Annotated in this window: 16 protein-coding genes and 1 pseudogene; 11 read left to right on the top strand and 6 right to left on the bottom strand. The window is 62.5% G+C overall.

Annotated features, from left to right (window positions below):
• Window positions 1–469 precede the first annotated feature (469 nt).
• Window positions 470–793, bottom strand: a pseudogene (locus DEI97_RS17120) (helix-turn-helix domain-containing protein); the annotation flags it as partial.
• 270 nt (window positions 794–1,063) lie between these two features.
• Between DEI97_RS17120 and DEI97_RS17115 the strand changes: the two are divergent.
• The gene (locus DEI97_RS17115; RefSeq protein WP_111074130.1) at window positions 1,064–1,522 is read left to right on the top strand and encodes a VOC family protein; all 459 of its coding nucleotides are present in this window, start codon (window positions 1,064–1,066) and stop codon (window positions 1,520–1,522) included.
• Between the two features lie 75 nt (window positions 1,523–1,597).
• Here DEI97_RS17115 and DEI97_RS17110 read toward each other — a convergent pair whose 3' ends face one another.
• The gene (locus DEI97_RS17110; RefSeq protein WP_111074129.1) at window positions 1,598–2,005 is read right to left on the bottom strand and encodes an SRPBCC domain-containing protein; all 408 of its coding nucleotides are present in this window, start codon (window positions 2,003–2,005) and stop codon (window positions 1,598–1,600) included.
• Window positions 2,006–2,078: 73 nt separating this feature from the next.
• A protein-coding gene (locus DEI97_RS17105; protein ID WP_111074128.1) for an IS3 family transposase occupies window positions 2,079–3,241 on the bottom strand; the annotation gives its coding sequence in 2 pieces (ribosomal slippage) (window positions 2,079–2,959 and window positions 2,959–3,241; 1,164 coding nt in all).
• 351 nt (window positions 3,242–3,592) lie between these two features.
• Here DEI97_RS17105 and DEI97_RS17100 point away from each other — a divergent pair.
• The 7 genes from DEI97_RS17100 to DEI97_RS17070 all read left to right on the top strand — a co-directional run bounded on the left by DEI97_RS17100 (window position 3,593) and on the right by DEI97_RS17070 (window position 11,984).
• Entirely contained in the window at window positions 3,593–4,810 is a 1,218-nt protein-coding gene (locus DEI97_RS17100; RefSeq protein ID WP_181439165.1) for an MFS transporter, read from the top strand.
• Between the two features lie 223 nt (window positions 4,811–5,033).
• The gene (locus tag DEI97_RS17095) at window positions 5,034–6,107 is read left to right on the top strand and encodes a hypothetical protein (RefSeq protein ID WP_146248080.1); all 1,074 of its coding nucleotides are present in this window, start codon (window positions 5,034–5,036) and stop codon (window positions 6,105–6,107) included.
• A 52-nt stretch (window positions 6,108–6,159) separates the two neighbouring features.
• Complete coding sequence (locus tag DEI97_RS17090) at window positions 6,160–7,077, top strand: TylF/MycF/NovP-related O-methyltransferase (protein ID WP_181439164.1); 918 nt, start codon at window positions 6,160–6,162, stop codon at window positions 7,075–7,077.
• On the top strand, window positions 7,056–8,036 hold the full coding sequence (locus tag DEI97_RS17085) for a GNAT family N-acetyltransferase (protein WP_111074124.1): 981 nt from the start codon (window positions 7,056–7,058) through the stop codon (window positions 8,034–8,036). The genes DEI97_RS17090 and DEI97_RS17085 overlap by 22 nt, the downstream gene beginning before the upstream one ends.
• A 997-nt stretch (window positions 8,037–9,033) precedes the next feature.
• Window positions 9,034–10,308 (top strand): site-specific integrase, encoded by a 1,275-nt coding sequence (locus tag DEI97_RS17080; RefSeq protein WP_111074123.1) that lies wholly within the window; start codon window positions 9,034–9,036, stop codon window positions 10,306–10,308.
• A complete protein-coding gene (locus tag DEI97_RS17075) occupies window positions 10,305–11,294 on the top strand; it encodes a site-specific integrase (protein WP_111074122.1) in 990 nt (329 codons plus the stop codon). Before DEI97_RS17080 ends, DEI97_RS17075 begins: the two co-directional genes overlap by 4 nt.
• A 111-nt stretch (window positions 11,295–11,405) precedes the next feature.
• Complete coding sequence (locus DEI97_RS17070) at window positions 11,406–11,984, top strand: NADPH-dependent FMN reductase (protein ID WP_111074121.1); 579 nt, start codon at window positions 11,406–11,408, stop codon at window positions 11,982–11,984.
• A gap of 121 nt (window positions 11,985–12,105) precedes the next feature.
• Here the strand turns inward: DEI97_RS17070 and DEI97_RS17065 are convergent, their stop codons facing one another.
• From DEI97_RS17065 to DEI97_RS17055, 3 genes are read right to left on the bottom strand one after another with little or no spacing between them, the layout of a single operon-like run.
• Entirely contained in the window at window positions 12,106–12,801 is a 696-nt protein-coding gene (locus DEI97_RS17065) for a TauD/TfdA family dioxygenase (RefSeq protein ID WP_111074120.1), read from the bottom strand.
• Complete coding sequence (locus DEI97_RS17060) at window positions 12,798–13,208, bottom strand: NUDIX domain-containing protein (protein ID WP_111074119.1); 411 nt, start codon at window positions 13,206–13,208, stop codon at window positions 12,798–12,800. The genes DEI97_RS17065 and DEI97_RS17060 overlap by 4 nt, the downstream gene beginning before the upstream one ends.
• Complete coding sequence (locus DEI97_RS17055) at window positions 13,208–14,257, bottom strand: galactosyltransferase-related protein (protein WP_258376646.1); 1,050 nt, start codon at window positions 14,255–14,257, stop codon at window positions 13,208–13,210. The genes DEI97_RS17060 and DEI97_RS17055 overlap by 1 nt, the downstream gene beginning before the upstream one ends.
• Before the next feature lie 45 nt (window positions 14,258–14,302).
• On the opposite strand from DEI97_RS17055, the gene DEI97_RS17050 reads away from it, so the two are divergent.
• The 3 genes from DEI97_RS17050 (at window position 14,303) to DEI97_RS17040 (ending at window position 20,675) form a co-directional block, all read left to right on the top strand.
• A complete protein-coding gene (locus DEI97_RS17050; protein WP_258376645.1) occupies window positions 14,303–15,682 on the top strand; it encodes an MFS transporter in 1,380 nt (459 codons plus the stop codon).
• Between the two features lie 333 nt (window positions 15,683–16,015).
• On the top strand, window positions 16,016–19,675 hold the full coding sequence (locus tag DEI97_RS17045; protein WP_146248079.1) for a YobI family P-loop NTPase: 3,660 nt from the start codon (window positions 16,016–16,018) through the stop codon (window positions 19,673–19,675).
• 565 nt (window positions 19,676–20,240) lie between these two features.
• Window positions 20,241–20,675, top strand: a complete 435-nt coding sequence (locus DEI97_RS17040; protein ID WP_220039175.1) for a peptidoglycan-binding domain-containing protein — start codon at window positions 20,241–20,243, stop codon at window positions 20,673–20,675.
• The last annotated feature ends 20 nt before the right edge of the window (window positions 20,676–20,695 follow it).

Raw genomic sequence — 20,695 nt, 5'->3', positions numbered from 1 at the left:
GCCTCAGAGCTACAGAAGCCTCGTCGACTACGCGGCATCGCTCGCCACGCGGTTCGGTCGGGCCAGGGTGCCGCACGTGAACGTCATCCGCGCTTTGGTGCTCGAGCTCGAAGATGACCAAGCGCTGCAGGGACGCATCGCTGCCCGCATCGCGCAGGACCTCGACGAGTGACGCCGCGCAAATACGCGGTTCAGTAAGTCCGTACTTCCTGAGGCGCGTAACTACAGATTGGCCAGGTCGAGGCCGGTGCGCCGGGCCTGCGCCTTGTGGTCGGCGCCAGGCACCAGGAGACTCGCAGTCGTGTTCGCCGGGTTCGAGATGCCCGCATCGCGCAGGACCTCGACGAGTGACGCCGCGCAAATACGCGGTTCAGTAAGTCCGTACTTCCTGAGGCGCGTAACTACAGATTGGCCAGGTCGAGGCCGGTGCGCCGGGCCTGCGCCTTGTGGTCGGGTGACCGACGTGCAGTCATGCGTCCACCCGGGGGAGTGCCAGATCTGCCGTGACGTCGTCGGCGTGCCGGTCGAGAGCGCGGTACACGGTCGCGCGGCCGATGCCGAACAGCTCGACGAGCTCGGCGATCGAGTGGTCGCCGGCGCGGTGTAGTGCGACGAGGTGACGTTCCTGCGCGGGGGAGAGCTTGGGCTTCCGCCCCTTGAGCTTCCCGCGGACCTTCGCTGTGGCCATGCCTTCCCGGGTGCGGGCCCGGATGAGATCGGACTCGAACTCCGCGTCCATCCCGAGCGCGTTGAAGAGCAGCCGTCCGACGGGATCGGTTGGGTCGTAGACCGACATCCGCTACCGCTAGCGGCGTCGATTTAGCCGGCGTTGCAGCTAGCTGCGGATCGATGCCTGTCGCATCGTTCGACGAAGGGCCTGCAGACGCCCTCGTCGAATTCACACTGACATCGGGGTTTCAGGTAGCTGTGGCAAAGACGACGCGATCTCGCTCCCTTTCCCCGTCCCCTTCGCTGGATCCGCACGAGATCGTCGTTCGTGTCAGAGCCTCGATCCAATCGGACGAGTCCGCGACGCACACCCCGAGGCTGCGAAGATGAACCCGTGGGTGGACTGCATCACGTCGAGCTCTGGACCGACGATCAAGAACTGGACGAGCGACCCTGGGATTGGCTTCTCACGACGCTCGGCTGGTCCCACGGAGACGTGTGGGAGCGGGGACGTTCGTGGGCGCTCGGCTCCACTTACCTGGTTCTGACTACCGCGCCCTTGGTGAAGCAAGGACATCACGATCGTCGCCGCGCTGGTTTAAATCACCTGGCCTTCCACGCGGGCACAGATGCGGAGTTGGAACGGCTCGTCGTCGAAGCACCCAACAACGGTTGGCAGCTCCTATACGAAGACCGTTACCCCGGGCCCAACGACAACGGCTCGCTCACTGCCTACCTCTCCACTGAAACTGGATGGAAGGTGGAGATAGTCGTCGGCGAGAGCAGGGCAAGGAACGATCGAGACGAGAACGCCGGCCGGCGGCCAGTCGGTGGCAAGAATCATGCAAATTAGCGTGATCAGTCACAGTCGGAGCCCCGGAAGTACGTGGACGGAGACACCCGACGCTCCGTCTCGGTGAACGACCGGCTATCGAGACGCTGCTGCCAGCAGGTTCGTGAGGTGGAACGCCCAGCCGTCCTCGTGTGCCGATCGGACGACCGATCCGTCAGGGAGCTGCGCGAAGCCAGCCTCGCTCAGGGTAACGAGACTGCCTCGACGGGCCTGCTTGATGTCGAACCGAACGTGCAGCGACGCAGGCCAGGCCGCCTGCTGCCACACGAAGCCGAGCGTGTTCGGTGGGGCTGCCTCCGTTACGTGACCGTCGGCGTACCGCTCTTGCCCGCCCTCAGTCCACGTCTCGCGCACTGCGGCGCCGACTTCCGGCCTCAGTGAGAGTTCCGGCCACCAGCTGTTGCGACCGTCGGTGAGTGCGAACCAGACCGCTGCGATGGAGGCTTCTGACGTCACTGTGAGCGACAATCTGTCATCGGACATGCAGCGAACCTAATCCCACCGTTTCACTGACGGATCCTGTTGGGACTGCTGCAGGTTCGGTTGACTCGTTCGTTTAGGCCGCGAGTGCGGCCTGTGGGTTGATGATGGTCTCGTACTCGATCGGGGTCAACTTCCCCAGACCACGTTGCCGCCGTTTCCGGTGGTACGTCGCTTCGATCCAGGTGATGATCGCGAGGCGGAGCTCTTCCCGGGTCGCCCAGCGTCTCCGGTTGAGGACGTTCTTCTGCAGGAGCGCGAAGAACGACTCCATCGCCGCGTTGTCCGCGCACGCACCGACCCGCCCCATCGATCCGAGTAGCCCGGCGTCCGATAGCGCCCGGACGAACTTCTTCGAACGAAGCTGGCTGCCCCGATCCGAATGAACCACCGTCCCTGACGGGTTCCGGCGGGAGATCGCCATCTGGAGAGCGGCGACGGCGAGCGAGGACCGCATCCGGTCGCTGATCGAGTAGCCGACGACGCGCCGGGAGCACGCGTCCTTGATCGCGCAGAGGTAGAGCTTGCCCTCACCTGTCGGGTGCTCGGTGATGTCCGTCAGCCACAGCCGATCCAGGTCTGGCGCTGTGAACGCTCGCCGGACCCGGTCGTCGTGCACCGGTGGCCCGGCCTTGCGGTTCAGGCCGCGTTTCTTCGCATGCAACGACCAGAGCCGCTGCTGTGAGCACAGCCGCCAGACCCGCCGCTCTGATGCTCGGTGGCCGGCCGCTTGAAGGTCATCGGCGATGAACCGGTACCCGAACGTCGGATCGTCGCGGTGCGCATCGATCGCAGCGTTGGTCAGGTGCGCGTCGTCCCAGTCCCGCTTTGACACGGGGCTGGCACGCCACCGATAGAACGCCTGTTTCGAGAAGCCCAGCACCCGGCAGGTCACCGCGACCGGGATCCGGTCTGCGGCGAGTTCGAGGACCAGCGGGTAGATCATTTTGGGAGTTGCGACTGGGCGAAGTACGCGGCCGCCCGGCGGAGGATCTCGTTCTCCTGCTCGAGCAGCCGGATCCGCTTTTGGGCGTCCCGCAGCTCCGCCTGCTCGACCGCTTTCGCCGACGGCGCCATGGCAGCGCTGATGCCGTCGTCGCGGTCCGCGAGCCGCAACCAGCGGGCCAGGCAGGACTCGGACACCCCGAAGTCCTTCGCGACCTGCCGCACCGATGTCTCGCCCTTCCGGGCGACCCCGATCACATCACGGCGGAACTCTTCCGGATACGCCTTCACCATGGCGCACATCCTTCCAGCAGGAGCCAACGCCCCTACCTGTCAGGAGTCAACCGAACCTGCAGCAGTCCCAAACGTCCACCTCACCCCGTTGTTGACCTAGCCAGCACCGCACGCTCAACGTGAACTTTCCTCGCTCGTCAGAGCGCCTGCGATGGCCACTCTCACTATCCCGCATGGGTAACGCGACAGGTCAGCGATGGCATCTTGAATACCTGAAGTTATTACCAGTTTGATAGCGGTACTTGTTAGAGACGCGAAATGGATCTAATTTAAGGGTTCTAACACCAGATGCCGAGGGGCTCAATCTGGGGTCTGTACACGTACTGCAATGCTGCTGGGGGTGAGGCGAGCGTGCTGGAAGCACCTATCGGGACTGAGCTGTCGAGCCCGAAATTGCAGCGCAGACGCTATGTTCTATGGTTATTCGGCACAGGCGTGACCGTTGCTGGCAACGCGCTTTTCAACATTGCAATCGGTTGGCAAGCGACAGGCTATGGCGCGCAGGAAGCAGGGATTGTTCTCGGGGTCTCGAGCCTCGTTGGATCCGTCTTTCTCCTATTCGGAGGCGCTCTCTCTGACCGTCTGCGACCGCGTCAGGTCATGCTGGTCTCCACTGCGATCATGTTTCTTGTTGCAATCGGAGCTGCAATTGTTGGCTGGTTTCACGCACTGAACCCCGTCTGGCTTGTAGTCTTTGCGGTCGCGCTGGGCCTTGAGACTGCGTTCTACACGCCGTCCTCCGCGACCATGACCCGTCAGCTTGTTTCAAAGCAGGGATTTGCGCGGGCTCTTTCGCTCCGGCAAGTTGTGGGGCAGCTCGCGAGCATTGGTGGCCGGCTCGTCGGCGGCGTGATTGTCACCGTTGGCGGGCTCGCTTTGGCATCCGTCATGAATGCTGCAACGTATCTCGTGGTGTTCGCAGTACTCCTGTTCCTTCAGGTGCATCTCCCGCGTCCCCAAAAGCGCACCGTGGGCGCCTTTCAGTCCATCGCTGAGGGGCTGACGTTTGTTGCCCGCGATCGACTGCTTCGTTCAGTCGTCGCGCTGACTGGCGCCGTAGCCGGGTTCCTCCTCCCGTTGTCCACCCTTCTCGTGCCGCTTGTCGCTCGAGAACGCGCCATGGGAAGCGTAGGGGCGGGGGCCCTACTCGCGACAATCTCCGGTATCACAATGTTGGTAGCCCTAGTTGTCAGTATCCGGGGTGCTTCCAAACATTTGGGCGCCTGGGCTCTCGCAGGAGTCTCCCTTGCTGCGGTGGGCTTTTCCGTGCTTGCCGTTGATGGCCAAATCAGTGCCTTCATCGGTTGTGCAGTGGCGGGCCTAGGACAAGGGCTCTACATCGCGCACGGTGCGCCGTTGGTGCGCTCCGTGCCATACGCGCTCATGGGGCGGGTGCAATCGACCCAGGCGCTGGTGCAGACGGCCCTCCTCGGCCTCAGCACCGTCTTTCTTGGCGCCTTCATCGCAAAGACCGGCGTCGAGCTTGGAATCGCGCTCTGCGCGGCGGTACTCGGCATATCGGCCATTATCGGGTGGTGTAACCGGTCGCTGCGGAAAGCATCACTATAGGCTTCCAGGCAAACCGCCTGGAATAAAGGAAGGGAACTATCATGAAGAACGACAAGCAGAAGTCGCAGCCGAAAAAGGCCTTCAAGATCGTCGTGAAGAAGGTCGACAAGGCATCGGCGAAGGAGCCAGTGAAGCTGTTCTGACGCCAATGTGGAGCGGGGCGATACCGTGCCCCGCTCCACATTGTCCCACACTGTTCCATCCAAATGTAAGGAGTGTTGACTTGTCGCATATTGAGGCTTTCTCGCAGCTCGCTGAAAAGATCCTATCTGCTTATAACTCCACAGGGAATAAGCATGATGCGCTCGGCGCCATCTCGAACGAGCACCTGCAAGCCTTCATGGCTCGATCAGAGTTCGATCCAGGCGATTTCCTGGCGTGGTCGATCGGTACAAAGGAGTTGCCGGTTCAAGGTTGGAACTTCGACTTCGGCGAACCTGCTATCACGGTGGCGCGTAACGACCTGCTCCGAATCGACCTTCTCTTTTGGATGCAAAAAGCAGCACCGGTACACGATCACGTGACTTGCGGTTCATTCGGTGCGTTGCTCGGCGACCGCTTGCACACTCGGTATTCGTTCGACGGCGTTTCCGCGGAGGACGCGGACATCACCGTCGGACAGCTCAATGTTCATGATTTCCACTTCATGCGGGAAGGCGAAGCTGCAGAAATTCAGCCGGACCTCATTCACGACATCTACTGGCTCGATACGCCCAGCGTAACCATAGTGGTTCGCTGCAACGAGCACCCGGGAGTCACTCGCCGACCCGCCGACTATCTATGGCCTGGGCTTCGCATCGTGGACCCGCTGCGCCTGCAGGACTCCCTCGTAAAGCGACGTACCGAGGCGCTCGACCTGCTGGCTCAAGCGGACGAAGGTATCTACGTTGAAGCGATGACCGAAGTTTTTCGTTCCGGAAGCGCATCGCAGAAGGTCGCGGCCTTCGTTGGAGCTGCTGTGGCGCACCCGGACGCCCTGGACGGCGCTCTCGCCGGTCTGCACCAGCACGACGAAGTCCTCACACAACTCACGAGGGGTAGGGCAGCACTAGTGAAGCGTTCCACCTTTGGAGGAACGTTCGCTGGCGAGGACGACGAAGCGCAGATGCTCGCTGGGCTGCTCTGGGCAAACGTCGAGCGAGCTGTTCTGCTTGAAGCTCTGGCGGAGATAGCCCACGATGGCGACGGACAGGCGGCGCTCGGACGCGCATACGCAGGACTACTCGAACTTGGCGATCTTCAGGTCGAGCTCGACACCGCACTCGGCGCCCTCGGACTCCTGCCTGCGCGTGTCTGAACGACCAAGCATCTCCCCGCGAGTCTTCCTTCAGGCGGTAGACAACCAATTTGTGGCAGGTTTCACCGACGACCCTTTCACGACTGTCGAAATGACAACCGAAGCCGTTCGGACCATGCTCGATGTCGTGGACGTCGACCGCCCTCAGGAAGACGTACCGGACGACGCTGATAATCACGTCGCTCAGCTCGAAGCGGCAGGAATATTGGTTCGACGGCATACCGACGTGCCCGACAGACCCGGTAACAGCCAAAACCGCAACGCGGACTGGTTGCCGGCCGAGCGGTCGGCACCCTACCTCGACATAGCCATTACGCGACCAGACGTTGCTTATCTGTTCCAGCGCGTGCAGGAACGAACTTACGTTACTCCCGCAACAATTCTGGCATCGATTCGCGCACTTGAGTATGTCAACGCCAATACGCTGGGAGGGGACGTCGTCGAGTGCGGGGTGTGGCGTGGGGGATGGCTTAGAGCGATGGCGGAAGCGCTCGGCCCTACATCTCATCGATCATTGTGGGGATACGACACTTTCTCCGCCACTTGGGAACCTCCAACCACTGACGACCACCTCATCACAAATCCCGACGTCGATCTCCAAGTAGCGGAGGAATTTGGTGACGCGTCGGACGGGCTGGTTTCACTTGCATCAGTAAGGTCATATCTCCTCGAGGGGAGCTTGCCCGAATCGCGACTTCGACTCATTGCTGGATTCGTGCAGGAAACTCTTCAGCAGACTACGCCAGCCCAAATCGCAATTCTTCACCTTGATACGGACCTGTATGATTCGACCAAGGTTGAGCTCGAAGTGTTGTATCCTCGCGTGGTAACTGGTGGCGTGGTTATAATTGACGATTATGGGAAGTGGGCAGGCGCGACGCGAGCAGTTGATGAATTTCTCGAACGGCTCGACCACATGCCGCTTCTCCAACGGTTAGAGAGGCAGGGATGTCAGTTCGTCAAGCCCTGAACGGACGCGGTTATAAGGTTCTGGTGGACAGTAGCGCGTTCTCCGAGTGGTGGGAATTAGCGGCCACCTCAGGGCTATGGAAAAGTGCCGCAGAAGACAGCCCTGACATCCTTAATGACCATCTTCGAGGGCCGGATACCAACGCTCGGGTCTATATCGCCTACTTGGGAGGAGAGCCGGTCGGTGTCGGTTACGTGTACCCAGAGCATTTCTCTACTGCGACTGGGCATGCTCGCGTCGGAGTTGTACCATCCGCGCGAGGGAAGGGGGCAGGAAAGGCGCTCACGCATCAGATCATTGCTACAAGTGCATCCCTCGGAGTGACAAGACTGTTCGCACAGCATCGGGTTCCGGATGTCATCGATAAACCCGCCTCCGCTCTTGCAGCCGGAACGGGTTTCCTGCTCGAGGGGGTAAGTGCTGAGCAGTCGTTGGACCTCGCGTCGCTCAAAGAGGCGGCTGTGCAGGCTCCTTGCGGTGAGATTGTCTCGTGGGAGGGCGCCTGCCCCGAAGAGTTAGTTGCGCAGTACGCACCTTTGGTGGCATCGGGTTTCGGATCTAAACGCGTCGGATCAGATGAAGTTGTCGTGGCTTATCGGCGGGCCGAGGCGCAGGCTGCCGCGTTAGGTAAAACGATGTTTGTATCTGTAGCTCTAAGTGGCAACGGTGAATTGATTGGGCACTCTCGGATTAGCGTCAAAAAAAGTGACCCTGTCGAAGCCACACAGGGCGTGACGCTCGTTCGACCTGAATATCGCAGGCAGGGTTGGGCGTCTGGCTTGAAGAGTAGCAATACAGCGCTTCTGCGGAGCCGGAGTCCTGCGTCGAAATATCTAGTGACGGTGAATCGGACCACAAACGAGCCGATCCTCCGGTTGAATGAATCTCTGGGGTTTGTAAAAAGGGCGAGCCTCTATCAGTATGTTTTCGGGGCTGCGAGGGACGCTGATGCCGACTAGAAGCTCCCCAGGGGGCGTCGTGTGCTGCGCGGCCGGTCTTGGCTTGTCCGGTCGCATAAGGAAACCTCATAGCCTTTCGCTGCGACCAAGGGGCACGCGGGCGCCACAACGACAACCCCACCCAGCGCTGGCAGTCCACTGGTTCCCGCGCCGTTGGTGAACTCGGTGATGGCGCTGTCCAGTCACGGCGATCGGACCTCCATCGCAAGCATCAGAGTCGGCTCATCCAACAGGGCGACGCTGCGGTCGGACGAGGACGGGGTCGCTAGCGACAGTCCACCGCGAGCTCACCTGACGACTCACTGTCGACGCAGACCTCACACCAGTCTGCTCTTCGTGGAGTTGTCGGAAAGATCTATTCATAGCGGGTGACGTCGCCGCTGGATCCGGTCCGGACGGGTCTGGCGATGCGCAGCCACCGGGTCACCGCGCAGGCGGCACAGGACTCCGGGTCGTCCGTTGAGGGCACGACGTGGCCGCGGATCCGGATGATGCTCGTCACCGCGACGTCGGCAGGGGTGATGGTGCGGGCTTGTTCGCGGGTGAGGTGGAGGACCCCGAGGAGGAGGATGAGGAAGGCGTCGCGGCGGCCGCGGAGCCCGATCGGGTCCGAGACCTCTGGTGATCTGCGCGGAAGCAGAAGGGCAGTCGTGCTCGTCGGTAGAGAACGTACGGCACGAGACGCAAACCATTTCCACCGTGGCTTGAGTGGGTGCCGGCGCCTTGTGCGGCAGTACTCCTTGCCAGGTGTCTCGGCACGAGGTGGTGGAGCGCTCCGGAAATGAACCAGATCAGGCCCGCGCAGCCGACGGCCCTCAAGGGAACATCGTCACCCGATCCGAAGCTGACCACTCACGGGCTTGCCGCATGCACTCCCCTTGGTTCATGCCACCAGCCCTCGGCGCTTCCACCCACGCCGTAATCATCCGAGAATCGCTATTATCGGAACTGACCCGGCAGGCGTGCACAGTGCCGTCGCCGGCAGAGACGAAGGCACGTGGACGACGTGAGCGAGACGGATAGGGCGGGCGTCGCGACGAGCTCGCGGGGCGTTCGCTCCGTTGGTCGCGGTGCGTCTGCTGAGGAGCGTGCCGCTGCGGAGCGGTCCCGGACGGCGTTCGCGCGGTTCCGCACCGCAGCGGGGGAGGGGCATCCTGCCGAGTTGGGGGCCGTGGTGGTGCCGGCGGACGCGTCGCCGCGGGTTTTCGCCGAGGCGTCCCTGTCGCCGAACACGATCCGCGCGTACCGTTCGGACCTGCGACAGTTCGCCCGGTGGCGTGCGGGGTTCCTCGACCACGAGATCTCCGAACCGCACGAGCTCGAGCAGATCACCACCGCACCGGTCGATCCGGCCGAGGTTGCAGCGTTCCTCGCGGACAAGGCCAACGCGGTCCTCCCCGATGGCGGGCAGCGGTACGCGCCGGCGACGATCAGCCGGTACGTCGCCGCGATCGACTGGGAGCACGCCCGCCGCGGCCACACCCCACCCGGCTCCACGCCGATCGTCCGCGATGTCCTGAAGGGCATCCGCCGGACCCGGTCCGTGCCGGTGCGGCGGGCGAAGCCGATGACGTTGAAGGCGCTGCAGACGACGCTGCTGAAGATCGACGTCGCCGACCTGCAGACCGGCGCGCTCGGAACCCGCGATCAGGCGTTGCTGCTGTTCGGGTTTGTCGGCGCGTTCCGCGAGTCCGAACTCACCGCCCTCACCGTCGACGATCTTCGCCTCGTCGACGGCGAGGGCGTCTACGCCCGCGTGCGGAAGTCCAAGACCGACCAGGACGGCCTCGGCCGGATCAAGGTGCTGCAGCAGGGCGCGAACCCAGTCACCTGCGCCCCCTGCGCCTACGTGCGACTGTCCCGGCTCATGGCCGCGCAGGACGCCCGCGGGGAAGCGGGCCTCTTCGCCACGCTCACCGGCGCGAGTCTCGCCGTGCACGTCTGCGCCGACGGACTCGGAACCGACCGGTTGCCGCCGTCGACGCCGTTCTTCCGCGCCGTGTCGAAGTGGGGCTTGTTCCGGAACACCGGTATCAGTCCGACGACGGTCGGGAAAGCCGTCGCCCGCCGCGCGCTCGCGGCCGGGTTGGGGGAGGACGGTTGGTCCGGGCACTCCCTGCGCGCAGGGTTCGTCACCGAAGCACGCAACGCCGGCGCGACGGATGTGGAGATCATGAACCAGACCCACCACACCAACGCCGCCACCCTGCAGATCTACGACCGCGAATACGCACCCCTGGTCCGCAACGCCGTCACCCGGATGCGCTTGTGACCCCCCAAACTTCCCCCAAACTCGACCCCAAACTCGGGCCCAACAGCGAGGCTCTGCTCGAGGCGCACTGGGGTCGGTTCGTCGCGTGGTGTGAGGCGGCAGGTCACGAGTCGCTTCCGACGACGGCAGCCACGATCGGACAGTTCCTGACGCTGTTCCCCGGCAGCGCGTCGACACAGCGGCTCCGCCGGCGCGCGATCCGCGCACACCACATCGCAGCCGGTCTCCCGGACCCGATACCCACGGTGGAGGCGCGGGTGTGGCCGCGACCAGAAGCCCCCGACCAAGCGGCCGTCGAAGAGGTACTCGCGGCGATCCCCAAGTACCGGTACCCGATCGGGCTCCGCGGCCGCCGCGATGCCTTCCTCATCGTCCTCCTCGGGGTCCTCCACCTGACCCGCGAACAAGCCCGCACCATCACCCCTGCCGACGTCGCGGTGACGAGCATCGTCCGGATCCGCGGACACGTCGTGCCCTCATCCGATGACCCGGTGTCCTGTGCTGCCTGCGCGGTGACCCGGTGGCTGCGCATCGCCGGACCCGTCTGGACCGGATTCCGCGGCGACGTCATCCGCCTGCTCGACCCGACGAAAGGGAACCTCGACCAGCACGACTGCGCACAGCCGGTACCGGGGGAGTGGCGCCGAGCGGAGCAGCTGCTGTTGCCGTTAGACGTCCACGGGTGGGCGCGCACCGGGGTGAGTCTGTCAGGTCGGTCCATGACGAGCATCATCCCGACACGACGTGCTCAAGCTGCGGACGGCCCAATCGCGGAAGCCGTCGGCGCGATCGCGCGACAGCCCTCACGATTCGACGCGCTCACACTGCAGGAGACCTACGCCGAGCTCGGCGCCACGGAGGATGCCGTTGACGCCGCGATCGCGAGGCTCACCGCCATTTGGAACGACGCGCAAGCGCTCGACTCTGACCTGGAACACGCCGCTACCCCGCACGAGCGAGCGATAGCACCAGATATCTCGAGCTAGCCGGTCCGTCCTCCACCTCGACGTCGAAGTGCACCCGGTGCGTCGGCCCACGAGACGACGGGTGGGCACAATTTTTCCACTGTGCACTGTCCCGCTCGGTACCGTGCAGAGGTGAGCTCTCTGCGTTTGCCGGTCATCTCCTGCAGTCTCGACCCGGCCAGCAGGAGTCGCCGTCTTGCCGAGCGGTCGGCCAGGTTGCTCACTGTGGCTGGACATCAATCGGAGGTCATAGATCTCGCAGCAGTTGACCTGCCGCCATTCGACAACGACAGCGTCTTCGACAGTGAGTCGGTCCGCGCCCTGCACGCTCTCATCCGTGAGGCTGACGGGGTGGTGTTGGCGTTTCCGATCTACAACTGGGCGCCGTCCTCAACCGTCAAGTCACTGCTTGAGGCCACGGGCGCAACCGGAAATGGGCGTCGTGCGGCGTGGTTCGACAAGGTGATCACGTTCGTGTGTGCCGCGGGCCTGCCGCACAGTTACATGGCGACCGCGGCGCTGAGTCAATCCCTGATGCTCGACTTCAAGTGCGTCGTGAACCCGTACGCGGCGTACTTTTCGGAACGAGATTGGGACGCGGAATCGCTGACCGTTGGTCGAGCCGCTCGGCTGGATAAGGCCATGATGGTGCACGCCGAACTCGCGACCTTGCTTCGGGGGCGAACGTACTCGTCGGACTGGGAAATCTGAGCCCGATCGCTGTCCTCAACCGCAGGCGCCGTATGAGCGAAGAGGCGACGGCTGGCACCTGCCAGGTGCCAGCCGTCGGGCGCTCTTCCTGTCGAGGGCGCTGGGGAGGATCAGGTGAGGATTAGAGCATCAGCGTCCGCAGCATCTCACGTGCGCCACTGAACGTGAGCCGGCCGTGGAGGTAACGTTCGTTGTCGATGATGTATCCATCCCCAGGTTCGAGCGGGAAGGTGAACGTCCTCGCCGCGATGGCTTCACGGAGCACTTCGACGGCATGCAGAGCTTCGGCGGAGAAGAATCCGTTCGAGTCGATCCGGAGCCGGATCTTCCAGCGGCCGTTGTCCTTCCAGATCACGGGGCCGCTGTACTGCTCCGAACCGGACTTGTAGATCGCAGCGTTCTCAGCAGCGAGCTTCTCGACCACCCAAGGAGTGTCACGCAGGAGGTCTTCAACCACGGCCTGACCATCCGCCATCGTGCACTGTCCACCGCTGCCCTCGTTCTTCGCGCACCACAGGGTGATGTATTTCGGGACGACGTCGTTCCCGGACCCATCAGTGTGCGGACGCAGCGGGCCGGCAGCGAGCCCCGCGTAGCCGTCGAGGCCCTCTTTGTCAGGAACGTGCTTCACGACGGTGACGGTGTCGGGTTCCGCATCGCGGTGCATGAGGAGGTCCCCGAATCCTCGACTGAAAGTTAGGAGTTCGTCTCGGGAGGCGAGCTTGAACAGTGCGATGCCGTCGCTATCAACTTGGTGCTTGAGTTCTGCTGCGCGGTCGACGTCGCTGGGTCGTGTCAGTTCGATGGTGTCCGTCATTGGATCCCTTTCTGTTGACGGTCGTGCAGGTACGTGGCGGCGGCTCTGATGGTCGTGGCGTACTGCGAGGGCATTCGGAGCCCGTCGAGTTCGTCGATGGAGAAGAACGCAAGCCGCGAGTGTTCGTGGCTTGCCTGGAGGGTCGCGGGTCCGATGAAGTGCGCGAGGTAGCTGGCAACCGCAACGCGACCTTCATGCGGTATGTCGTAGTACCAGATGTCGATGAGGTGGCCGACTCGGATGGGAACGCCAGCCTCTTCAACGAGTTCGCGGGTGATGGTGTCGGCGGGTCCCGAGTCTTCGGGGTCTGCTCGCCCGCCGAGCAGCTCCCACTCGTCGCGAGGGTTGGTGCCCAGGAGCACGCGTCCTGCGTCGTCGAAGAGGACGGCTTTGAACGAGACATCCATCAGTTGATCCGGCTTCCGGTAGCTGGCGCGATCGTCGTCATGATTTCCTCCCGGCTTTCGCGCATCCGCGGACGCTCGTGGTGCAGGTGGGTCAGGAGCTCAGGGTGTCGACGGACGTTGGTCCGGGCCTCGATCCGGTTGATGAAGTCGCGGTCCTCCCCACCCCAGCCGACGAAGCGTTCATCGAAGCCGTCGATGGCTCGGTAGAGCGCGGCCGTGAGGAACACACAGCCGCCGGGAGGGTGCGTGATGACGTAGCCAGTACGGGCGGTGTCTCCGGGCTGCTCACCTCGTCGGATCGCTGCGCTGTCCTCGGGCAGTAGGCAGAACATGTCCGAGTACGGCAGGTGCGCCTCGTCGGGTCGCGTGGCAACGCGAGATGCGTTCCGGGCAACGAAGTGCTCGTCCGGTGCGATGTCGCCATCGAGCAAGCAGAGCACCGCATCGGAGGGCGCTGCGTCAACACCCGTGTTGAGGGCGAGTGCCTTGTTGAACGGGCCCGTGTAGGGGAGTCGTATGAACGTGTCGACTCGAGCGACGAGATCGTCTGGGACGGTCGTCTCTGCTGCTTCTTCGACAACGATGATCGAGTACTGATCTCTGGGTAGTTGCTGGCGTTCGAGGGCATGGACAACCGTGCGGAGATTCGCGGTGCGCAGGGGTGTGTCACTGCTCGAGCGGAACGGGATCACGATCGCAACGTGCTGGCTGGTGGGCCGCGCGGGCGGCATGGCCGCCTGCTCGGCTGTGGAGCGGTGGAACAAGAGCCGACTGTGCGACTCGACCTCATCCGCGAGCCTCACCATCTCCGCGCTGGCCGTTTGAGTCTCGAGCTCGGCGCGGAGCTCAAGGAACAGGGCGGCAGCGTCGACCGGTTCTTCGAGGTCGCGAGCGACCAGTCCGAACCAACGCGCAGCGGCAGCATTGGCGTCTTGGCTCGACGCCCAACAGGTCGCGCTCACATCCCGCGAGCTCGGATCCAGATAGGCGACTGCTGCGCCGGCGATCGAGTTTCGAGGATCGAAGGTTCGCCCGCGGATGAAGCTCATCCACGCACTCCCGACTGGTATCCCCAAGCAGTCGACGGCGCGGCAGTGATCGGTTTCCACATCGTGAGAGGCCCCCCTTGGCCTGGTACGAATTGGTTGGCGCTCAGCGCCGTAGAACGTATCGTTCACCTGCACGCTACGTCTTGTTCACCGTCGAGTCCAGGGGGAGCCATCCGACGTCCAGGGTCAGAGCCGACCGCCTCAACCACGCCAGGCGACTCTGCAAGAGCGGCTACGTCGCCCAAACCGGGACACGTTCAACCCCCACGCGTTGCAGGGGTTGTCCCGACCGCGGCGTTCGCTTGGGGGTTGCAGTTCGCGTTCTTCAACCCGGCGCTCGCCCTCATCCTCGCGGGCCACTTCAACGCCACCGCAGCGCAGATCGGTCTCGCGCTCGGGCTCTACAACGTCAGCGGCTTCGTCAGCTCCCTCGTGATCCCGGCACTCGCGGACCGCCGCCGCAACTACCTGACACCGATCATGTGGTCGGGACTCGCGACCATGCCGCTGATGGCCGTCCTGGGGCTCACCACGAACCTGTCCGCAGCGGTCGCTGCGCTGATCGTGTTCGGCGGTCCCGCAAGCGTCGGCTCGTCACTGCTGTTCGCGCACCTCCGGTCCACCGGGTACCCACAGCGCTCCATCATCAACACCCGTGCCGTTGTTTCCTTCGCCTGGGTGGCTGGCCCTCCGATCGCCACCCTCCTCGCCGGAGCCTTCGGGGACCGCGCCGTCCTCCTCGCGATCGCGGTGATCGCAGCGCTCGGACTGATGACGACGTTCATCCTCCGACGGCGGTCCTCCGTACTCGACGTAGCACACGCTGCCGCCATGAACGAGGCCGCGAGCGGGCAGCTTCCCGTCATCGCGATCGGCAGCATCGGCATCGCGTTCGTCGCACTGCAGGCCACGAACTACGTCGTGACGTCCGTTCTCGCGCTCTACGTCAGCCGCACACTGCACCTGCCCGTCGTCTGGGCCGGGGTTGCACTCGCTGTGGCTGCCGCTGCCGAGATTCCAGCGCTCCTGTTCGCGGGCAGGCTCGCCACCCGTTTCTCCAACCTGACCCTCATTGCCGCTGCCTGCGTTGTCGGCGCCTGCTACTACGTCGCGGTGGCATTCGTGCAAGGGCCCATTGAGCTTGTGGCCGTACAACTTCTGAACGCCGCGTTCTTCGCAGTCATCGCCGGTGTCGGACTGACGCTTTTCCAGGACGTCATCCCTCGACCAGGGCTGGCGTCAGGGTTGTTCACCAACGTGCGACGCATCGGTGCAGTCGTCTCCGGTGGACTCGTCGCACTCACGACCCTCATCGGCGGCTACCGGAACATGTTCCTGATCTGCGCTGGGCTGACGCTTGTAGCGCTGTGCATCATCCTCGCCGTCAGCTTCTCAACACGTCGACGAGCAGCAGCTCAGCCGTAACGGCGGAGCGTCGCCGGCTCGTTGCTCGCGTGCGATGCGCATCTGCTGCCGTGCGCCGCTGCCACAGCGCGGTTGGTGCACGGTCTCTAGACCTACGAGCCGATGTGTTGAGGCATCCGAACGTGGACCCTAGAACCACAGCGAGGATCGACGCGCCAGCGCCCGCGGTGGGGTATACCCCAACGCAGTGCCCAAGCTCCTCGCGCTGAGCGATACACCCCATGGCTGGCGAGCGAAGAAGGTGGCGCAAACCCCTGTGAGCAGCCAAGGTGCGACCGCGAGACTTCGAGCTGGTGACAGGTCTAGGCCACACGTGGCAGCTAAGGTTCGTGTGTGAGCGATCCCCAGGTACCTGTCAGTGAGCCACTGAACCTGGTTCCACTTGCGCCAAATTATTCAGACGCAGACCATGGCCTGTACGTCGCTGCGCTTGAGCGAGCAATTGATGAGCACCCGACCACGGTGCGCAACATCGCGTTGGCTGGACCGTATGGAGTCGGGAAAAGCAGCGTGCTTGATGAACTCGCGCGCCGACGCAAGCGGCGAGTGATAGGCATATCTCTGTTGACCCTGGGTGTCGCCCCAGAAACTCCCCCCGCAGGCGAAGGTGTCAACCCGGCCGCAAATACGACGTCCAACCGAATTCAGAAAGAGATTGTCAAACAGCTTCTATACCAGCAGAGCCCGAAGAGGACGACACTGTCGAGGTTTCGCCGGATCGACCGACCGCACTGGGGTGAGGAATCCCTAGTCGCTCTTGTCATTGCCGTCATCACCGTCGGACTACTCATGGTGTCAGGCATGCTCACTGGAGTGGCCGACCTCCTCAGTCTTCGGCTGCCTACATTCCCAGACTCGGTTCGTTGGTGGACTGTAGGCGCTCTTGCCTTGGGCGCCGTAGTGGCTGTCGTGTTCCTGCTTCGCATGATCGCGCGTGGCCGCGTCGGGATCGACAAGGTCGCGGCTGGCCCCGCGGCCATTTCGCTTTCACCCCGCTCCACAAGCTACTTCGACGAGTACCTCGACGAGATTGTCTACTTCTTCGAATTAAATCCGAAGCGCGACATCGTCATTATCGAGGACCTCGACCGCTTCGACGTCCCCGCAATTTATGAATCTCTGCGCGCCCTGAATTCACTATTGAATGCATCACAGCAATTGGGTACCCGGGATATCCGGTTTGTATACGCAGTGCGTGACAGTATTTTTGAGAAGCTTGGTCGATCAGAACGCGATGCAACTGTTGATGATACGCGAGCCGAACTTGCACGCGCGAATAGGACGAAGTTCTTCGAGCTCATTATTCCTATAGTGCCCTTCATTACTCATAAGAACGCGCGCGAGGTAATGCATGGGGTTCTCGAGGAACGCGGTCACAAGATTGATCGTAAACTTATTGATCTTGCAGCGCGGCACCTCCCTGACATGCGCACCATTCACAATGTAGTGAATGAGTATGAAGTCTACCGGCGGAAGCTGATCGAGGTTGAAACGCCCGTCCCCGGTCTTACCCCGGAGCGCCTCTTCGCGATGATGCTCTTCAAGAACACCCAGGCCGCCGATTTTGAAGCCGTGCGACGCAGTGAGAGCAGTTTGGACCAGCTTTATGACGTTTGGCGACTGCTGGTCACGCAGAACTTGATGAACCTCCATAGCGAAAACGAGCAGCTGCGAAGTCGGCTCAACAGCACCAGGGCTGCCAACGAATACGCAGCGCGTCTCTCGAAAGCCTTGCATGGCTCCATTGCAGCGTTCGCATCAGTCCATAACGGCCTGACTGAGAGTACGATTTACGACGAGCAGGGACCCGTCAGTGAGAGCGCAATGTCGACCGCGTCGTTCTGGCGCGCTGTTATTCACGGCACTAAAACACTCACAATTCATTATACGGTCAATTACTATCAGCAGTCGGCAAATCTCACTCCGGCTGCCATCAGTGGCTTGACGGGTCTTTCCCTGGATGACTCGCGTTTCGTCGAACAGGTGGCCGTAGGGGTGCAACAGAACCTACAACGGAATGCCTCGCATATTGTGTTCCTGCAGAGGCGGCATACCTGGAAAGAGTTGTTTGAGCGTCCGGACCTCCGATTTGCTAGCGAAGAGACCGGGCAACGGTCGTTCGCGGAGTGGGCTGATGCGCTCCTGCCCTCATCCCTTATATACGAAATGGTAGAAGCTGGCTTTATTACTTCCTATTTCCCGCTCTATGTTTCGACTTTCTACGGCAAGCTGCTTCCTCCCGACGCGATGACGTACATCATGCGAAACGTGGACGGAGGCACTGCGGACATGGACTTCCCGCTTTCGGCTGACGATGTCGATGCAATCCTTGAAGACCAGGGGTCGCCTGTCTTCAATAGCCGGAGCATGCGAAATCTAGACATTCTGAATCGGCTCCTGGATACCCGACCGGATGGTGCTAAAACCATCATCGAACGCGCAATCCGCGACAGCACGGGTGTTCTACTTGTTGACCGGTACCTCGAGAGCGGCTCGGAGAAAGAAGCTTTCGTTACTTTCCTCGCACCCCATTGGCCAGCGGTCATCCGATACGTCGTCGAGGACGCACCGCTGGATGCGGCAGAGCGGTTGCGGCTGGTCAGTATCGCTATGAAACATCGGGACGACGCCGAACACGATTACGAGTACGGCGATCAAGTGCGCGAGTACATTGAGGAGCACGTAGTCGAGTTTGCGACCTTCCGCGAGGCTCGTTCGGCCGAAGACGCAAATCATGCGGTAGCGGCGCTCACAGCGTCGGGGGCGGTCCTACCATCTGTTGATGGTTTGCCGACCGCCATTGTGCGAGCTCTCCAACCAACTCGTAATTATGCGTTGACCGCAGCAAATATCCTGCGCGTCAGTGGGTCTGACTCTCTTGCTCTTGACAGGCTACGGGGCACCGCCCCCGAGGTATATGCCTACGTTGTGTCAGATCCAACGGGGTATCTCGCAGCCTTAAGCGATGCTCCTGAGGATCAGCTTACGGTCGAGCAGGCCTCGGTGTTCGTGGACGTGGTCACTGACGTTGCGGAATGGCGCCCATCGGCGCTTGATGCTGTTGTCCGGCGCGCTGAACCAACAGCCGTCGTCGGCAGTTTGTCTGACGTCCCTAGTTCCGCGTGGGTAGCTCTCGTCGCAGCGCGACGTACAACCGCCTCCTTCGCGAATGTTCTAGCGTACGTGAAGGAGCGAGGCGAAGTCGACCAGCCCTTAGTAGACCTAATTCTCGAGTCCGGGTCGATTGAGGGGGCGGTGGATGAAAGTGCCGAAGATCTGACCTTGGTCGCTCTCGCAGTAGTGAACTCCCCTTCGGACTCTTTCACGGCGTCGGATCGTGCGCGTATCGTGGCGGCGCTCGAGCCCGGGGTGCTTCCAAGCACGGATATCGAGCCGCGCGCAGGAGACCTGATCGCGGAACTCATCGCCGCGCAACTCATTGGTGATGACGAGGAGGCTTTCACGGTACGTCTGATGGTGGACTGGTCAACACAAGAGCGCGCAATCCGCGCCTCGACCAAGTACGTGGAGCTTGTCGGTCCGTCGACGCTTCAACCACGTTTCGTTGCTCAGCTCCTCAGCAGCAACTCCGTCGCGTCGGCGGTCCAGGCACGCGTGATTACCTTGTTGGGGGAGTGGGAGTCGCTGCCTCAAGCCTCGTTTGAAGCAGCGGCAGACTGCTCGCTGAGCGGACGCGTCCGGATCGGTGCGCCCACTATTTTGAGGCTGCATCGTGGAGGTGTGGCCCCTGACCGCATCATCCGCCTCCTCACGGTCAACAGTGAGCGCATATCGATCGACGAGTTGCGGGAGATCCTCCGGGCACTCAAAGGCGAATATGCTGCTGTCGCTGACCCGGGACGGAAGCGTCCTAGGCTTCCGGACAATGATGCTGTTCGGACGGTACTCGAAAGACTGAGGGTGGCAGGGATTGTATCGCGATTCACCCCAGAAAAGGCGGATAAAGTTCGAGTTTTCCTCCATCACTTCTAACTGGCACCCTTTTGCACACTTGTTCGTCAAGTGCAAACCTGATCTTCGGGCTTTGACAGCGCTCAAATAGCCGCTCCGAACGCCACCTGACATAAGAGACCGCTATCAGCACACGCGACGAAGGCCGGCCGCCCATGCGGTCGGCCTTCGTCGCGGTCGGGGGAGTCTGGTCAGTGTGCGGCGTCGAGCTCGCCCCAGTTGCCTCGCTTGCGCGCGTTGCCGCCAGCGCTGCCTGCCTGATGGCCACCGAACTTTCAGGCGGCCGCGACGTGGTCAGAGACAGCATCGTGCAGCGCGTCCGCGTTGTCGTCGGAGAGGTCGATCTCCGCCGGCCTTGCGAGGCGGCTCACCCACCGTGGAAGTGGCTCCGCTCGAGGGTAGGGCATTACCGCGGGGGCTCGCCGGCAGCCCGGTGCTGAGGATTAACTCCACGGTCCCAGAGTCAAAACCCGAAGTTCCGCACCGCCCTCGAGGTGAATTTTGCTCGAAGAGAGTAGACAAAGCGGTCTGCCTAGTTCTAAGTTGCCCGAGGGCGACATCTCGCTCGCTGATCAAAGGGGACAGTGTGATTCGAAGCAAGATTTTCGCGACGAGTGTCGTTGCTGCAGCGCTCGTCGTTGGTTCACTCGCCTCGGGGGGAGCAGCAAACGCAGCCGCCCAGGCGGTAGGTACCTGCTCCACCTCCAAGACGGTGACTGCCACGTCCGGCGCCTCGATCGTGGTACCGGTCACCTCGGGTGGCAGTGGCGACTGCCGCATGGACCCGGGTGCTGTGAGCGGCGCAGTCAGGGCGCTGCAAGCGGAGCTCAATTCCTCGTGTGGTGTGCGGGCAGGGCTCACACAGGACGGGAACTTCGGGCCTGCGACGAAGGCAGCGTTGCAGCGTGCGCAGGCGAAGTACGGTGTCACCGCCGATGGCATCTACGGCACGAACACCGCTCGTGCCCTGGGATGGCCGATCTTCGATCAGAGCGGAAGCTGCGGCTTCCAGCGCATCTAGGCAAGTAACAGAGCGGGCCC

The organism is Curtobacterium sp. MCLR17_032, assembly GCF_003234795.2.
Taxonomy (GTDB): Bacteria; Actinomycetota; Actinomycetes; order Actinomycetales; family Microbacteriaceae; genus Curtobacterium.
The sequence above is the reverse complement of the archived record's forward strand: the minus strand, read 5'-3'. Positions and strand labels throughout refer to the sequence as shown.

Coding starts and splice junctions, on each gene's coding strand:
- DEI97_RS17085 (WP_111074124.1), top strand. CDS start 7,056: ATGTCAGTTCGTCAAGCCCTGAACGGACGCGGTTATAAGGTTCTGGTG.
- DEI97_RS17110 (WP_111074129.1), bottom strand. CDS start 2,005: ATGTCCGATGACAGATTGTCGCTCACAGTGACGTCAGAAGCCTCCATC.
- DEI97_RS17060 (WP_111074119.1), bottom strand. CDS start 13,208: ATGGATGTCTCGTTCAAAGCCGTCCTCTTCGACGACGCAGGACGCGTG.
- DEI97_RS17065 (WP_111074120.1), bottom strand. CDS start 12,801: ATGACGGACACCATCGAACTGACACGACCCAGCGACGTCGACCGCGCA.
- DEI97_RS17055 (WP_258376646.1), bottom strand. CDS start 14,257: ATGAGCTTCATCCGCGGGCGAACCTTCGATCCTCGAAACTCGATCGCC.